This window comes from Streptomyces sp. (assembly GCF_035563135.1).
Classification (GTDB): domain Bacteria; phylum Actinomycetota; class Actinomycetes; order Streptomycetales; family Streptomycetaceae; genus Streptomyces.
This window is the reverse complement of record NZ_DATMVN010000083.1, coordinates 1-3,326: the sequence shown is the minus strand read 5'-3', so window position 1 is coordinate 3,326 and position 3,326 is coordinate 1. Positions and strand designations below refer to the sequence as shown.

Sequence of the window (3,326 nt, the reverse complement as noted above, 5' to 3'; positions counted from 1 at the left end):
GGCGCGCCCCGCCAAGCGCGGTGCCGGCCGTGGCCCACGCCGCGCGCGGCTGCAGCTGCGCCACATCGACACGTGGTCAGCGCTGAAGATCTCCCTGGTGCTGTCCATCGCGCTGTTCTTCGTGTGGATGGTCGCCGTCGGCGTCCTCTACGGCGTGCTCAGCGGGCTGGGCGTCTTCGACACCCTCAACGACCTGATCGGGCAGCTCAGCACCGCGTCCGGTGAGGAGGAGGGCGGTGGCGGCGAGGTCATCACCGCCGGCATCGTCTTCGGTGGTGCGGCGGTGATCGGCGCGGTGAACATCGTGCTGCTGACGGCGCTGTGCACCGTGACGGCGTTCGTCTACAACCTCTGCTCCGACCTGGTCGGCGGCTTGGAGGTCACCCTGGCCGAGCGGGAGTGACAGCCCCGCGTGAGTGAGGGTCCAGGGGCCAGGTAAGCTCTTCCACGGTCCACGGGCCTGTAGCTCAGGCGGTTAGAGCGCATCCCTGATAAGGATGAGGCCGGAGGTTCAAGTCCTCCCAGGCCCACCCGTGCACCACTGGGCGGGTCGATCGGAACTCGGTCGACCCGCCTTCGGTCATCCGCAGCGGTCACCGGCGCCGCGGAGACCACCGTCGTTCGAGGAGGTCCCGCGTGCTGAAGCAGCTGGCAGTGGCGGCGCTCGCGGCCACTGCCGTGGTCGCCGTTCGCAAGCGCACCGCCGGCAAGGGCGAGGCAGACCTGTGGGCCCAGGCCACCAGCGGACCAGGAGCGGTCAGCACCCCGCGCACCTCCTGAGCCCGCGGCGCGGCCTCCGCGCCATCCCGGGGACGTAGCTCAATTGGCAGAGCACCGCCTTTGCAAGGCGGGGGTTAGGGGTTCGATTCCCCTCGTCTCCACTCTTCTGACCTGCGGTTCACCTCCGTCGGGGGCTCCGGCGAGCCCTCCGAAGGGGTCTCCGTCCGCAAAGAGTCCGCAACTCGTTCGCGGGATGCGGCCCGCAGCGCGTCCAGCCGGTCGGCCACGTCGTCCAGGTCGTCGTCGAACAGGTCGGCGTAGCGGTCCAGGGTCATGGCCGCCGAGGCGTGCCCGAGCATCCGCTGACCGCCTTGACGTTGGCGCCGGCCTTGATCGCCAGCGACGCCGCGGTGTGCCGCAGTTCGTGCGGGGTGAGTCCGGGTTCGTCGATGGCCCGGGCTGCGGCGTCGAACCAGGCGGACCGGGCGTTGCGATTGCGCAGCACGGCGCCCTGCGGCGAGGGGAAGGCCAGCTCGTCCCGCGGCCGGGTCACCACCGTGCAGGCCAGCTCGTCGACCAGGAAGCGGGGCAGCGGCACCGAGCGGCGGCCGTGGGTCTTGGGCGTGCCCCAGACCAGGCGGGAGCCGTCGACCTCGGTCACCGCCTCCTCGACGATGACCCGCCGGCGCAGGGACATCGGGCATCGCGGAGGTGCCTCGCCTGCGCGAGTCCGCGGGCCACGCCGTGGGTTAGGCGTCGGTGGAGGTCTCGGCGCGGAGGAGGAGGAGCCCGAGAGCTGCGAGCCAGGCGGCACAGGCGAGGTCAACGAGGACGAGAGGTTGCCGTAAACGGTTCGCCTTACGGCACAGGTCGGCGGGTCGTCGGTGGCTCAGCACTGAAGCGACTCGCCTCGAGCGGCATTGAGGGACAGTCGGATGCCGGGGCGGTCCGCCTTCTTGACCGAGAAAACCCGTTCGTCGATACTTACCGTTCGTGGGCGCTTACCAGAAAGACGTGGCGTGGAGCGCGCTGGGCGACCCCTCCCGGCGCGCCATCGTCGAATGCCTCGCCGAGCGGCCACGGGCGGTCGGCGAACTGGCCGACGCGCTGCCGATCAGCCGCCCGGCCGTGTCTCAGCACCTGAAGGTGCTCAAGGACGCAGGACTGGTCTTCGAGCGCGTCGCCGGCACCCGGCGGATATATCGGCTCAACCCGGCCGGCGTCGCCGCAATGCGCGACCAGCTCGACACCTACTGGAATCGGGCCCTGGCTGGCTACCAGAACGCCGTCGCTTCCCCCGACGACATCGAGGAACAGCACGTCGTCGAACCAGGACAGGAGAGGTCATGACCCAGGCAGCCACCGCCGCTGTCCGCAAGCAGATCGTCGTCGAGGCGTCTCAGGAGCGGGCGTTCACCCTGTTCACCGAGAACTTCGGCGATTTCAAGCCGCGCGAGCACAACATCTTGGACTCACCGATCGCCAAGACGGTGTTCGAGCCGCGGGTTGGCGGGCACATCGTCGACATCGCCGAGGACGGCAGCGAGTGCCGCTGGGCGCGAGTACTGGCCTACGATCCGCACGAGCGGGTCGTGTTCAGCTGGGACATCGGCCCGGACTGGCTGATCGTGGCCGACCCGGACAATGCCAGCGAGGTCGAAGTGCGGTTCATCGCCGAGACCCCGCGACGCACCCGCGTCGAGCTCGAGCACCGCAACATCGACCGGCACGGCCCCGGCTGGGAGGCCGTCCGCGACGGCATTGCCACCGACAAGGGATGGCCGCTGTACCTCGACCGCTACACGGCTCTGCTCGCCGGGGTGAGCTGACGTGCCACCGATCCTCGCCACCGCCGAGGTGGACCGCCCGGCCGAGGAGGTCTTCGCCTACGCGACCGATCCCGCGCGCTTCTGCGAGTGGCAGGCGGGCGTAGTCAGCGGCCACATGGACGGCGAAGGCGCCGGGCTCTGCGGGCGGTGCATCACCGTGCGCCGCATCGGGGGCGCCGAACGGGCGTCGACATCGGAACTCGTGCACGTCGACCCACCGCGCACGTGGAGTGTGCGGGGCATCGACGGGCCGATCCGTGCCGCGGTCGACGTCACCGTCGAGCACATCGGCGCGGACCGATCCCGCGTCTCCATCGCGGTCGACTTCACCGGACACGGCATCGGGAGGCTGCTCGTGCCACTCGTCGTCCGCCGCGAGGCTCACAAGGAGATGCCGGCCAACCTCGCCCGGCTCAAGGAGCGCCTCGAGCGGCGCACCAGCTGATCCGGTCTCCAGCCGCTGGCGCGCCTGGCTGGTGCTGCAAGTCAGCGGTTGGCTTCTCACCTGCACACCGACCCACTGTGGTGAGCGCGGGATCGCCGTCGGCGCCCGGCGAGGTCCACTTGTCGGCCCCCGGTCGACCCAGGCGCGGGACGAGGGAGACGCGAAGATCGAACCGCCGAATGCTGACGTAAGCGGTTCGGCTAACGAGACTGCAGCGCCGCGGCCAGTTTCTGCATGGCGGAAGTCGCACTCTGGCTGACGCTCGGTCCGAGCACGGCAAGGCTGGACATGAGTGCGGCGGCCTCCGGGAGGTCGAAGGCTATGGGTGCGAG

General features: G+C 70.1%; 7 protein-coding genes and 2 tRNA genes. 7 read left to right on the top strand and 2 right to left on the bottom strand.

From position 1 onward, the window contains the following. From VN520_RS03615 to VN520_RS03600, 4 genes are all read left to right on the top strand, one after another. The coding region (locus tag VN520_RS03615; protein ID WP_325745361.1) for a DUF3566 domain-containing protein at positions 1-403 on the top strand (403 nt) is incomplete at its 5' end. A 53-nt stretch (positions 404-456) separates the two neighbouring features. Further along, positions 457-530: transfer RNA gene (locus tag VN520_RS03610), tRNA-Ile, on the top strand. A 106-nt stretch (positions 531-636) separates the two neighbouring features. After that, the gene (locus VN520_RS03605) at positions 637-780 is read left to right on the top strand and encodes a DLW-39 family protein (RefSeq protein ID WP_325745360.1); all 144 of its coding nucleotides are present in this window, start codon (positions 637-639) and stop codon (positions 778-780) included. 28 nt (positions 781-808) lie between these two features. Next, positions 809-881: transfer RNA gene (locus VN520_RS03600), tRNA-Ala, on the top strand. Here the strand turns inward: VN520_RS03600 and VN520_RS03595 are convergent. Both VN520_RS03595 and VN520_RS03590 read right to left on the bottom strand, forming a co-directional pair. Next, positions 855-1,079 carry a hypothetical protein gene (locus tag VN520_RS03595; RefSeq protein WP_325745359.1) on the bottom strand — a complete coding sequence of 75 codons (225 nt, stop codon included), beginning with the start codon at positions 1,077-1,079 and terminating at the stop codon, positions 855-857. The two genes, VN520_RS03600 and VN520_RS03595, sit on opposite strands and share 27 nt — an antisense overlap. After that, a complete protein-coding gene (locus VN520_RS03590) occupies positions 1,052-1,417 on the bottom strand; it encodes a tyrosine-type recombinase/integrase (RefSeq protein ID WP_325745358.1) in 366 nt (121 codons plus the stop codon). Before VN520_RS03590 ends, VN520_RS03595 begins: the two co-directional genes overlap by 28 nt. A gap of 296 nt (positions 1,418-1,713) precedes the next feature. Here VN520_RS03590 and VN520_RS03585 point away from each other — a divergent pair, with 296 nt between their 5' ends. From VN520_RS03585 to VN520_RS03575, 3 genes are read left to right on the top strand one after another with little or no spacing between them, the layout of a single operon-like run. Then, positions 1,714-2,070: a metalloregulator ArsR/SmtB family transcription factor gene (locus VN520_RS03585; RefSeq protein WP_325745357.1), complete on the top strand. Its 357-nt coding sequence runs from the start codon at positions 1,714-1,716 to the stop codon at positions 2,068-2,070. Beyond that, positions 2,067-2,549: an SRPBCC family protein gene (locus VN520_RS03580; RefSeq protein WP_325745356.1), complete on the top strand. Its 483-nt coding sequence runs from the start codon at positions 2,067-2,069 to the stop codon at positions 2,547-2,549. The genes VN520_RS03585 and VN520_RS03580 overlap by 4 nt, the downstream gene beginning before the upstream one ends. Before the next feature lies 1 nt (position 2,550). Further along, positions 2,551-2,994 carry an SRPBCC family protein gene (locus tag VN520_RS03575; protein ID WP_325745355.1) on the top strand — a complete coding sequence of 148 codons (444 nt, stop codon included), beginning with the start codon at positions 2,551-2,553 and terminating at the stop codon, positions 2,992-2,994. Positions 2,995-3,326: the final 332 nt, after the last annotated feature.

Bases quoted from the DNA above. Each gene is read 5' to 3' on its own strand.
- VN520_RS03590 (WP_325745358.1), bottom strand. From the start codon at position 1,417: ATGTCCCTGCGCCGGCGGGTCATCGTCGAGGAGGCGGTGACCGAGGTC.
- VN520_RS03580 (WP_325745356.1), top strand. From the start codon at position 2,067: ATGACCCAGGCAGCCACCGCCGCTGTCCGCAAGCAGATCGTCGTCGAG.
- VN520_RS03595 (WP_325745359.1), bottom strand. From the start codon at position 1,079: ATGCTCGGGCACGCCTCGGCGGCCATGACCCTGGACCGCTACGCCGAC.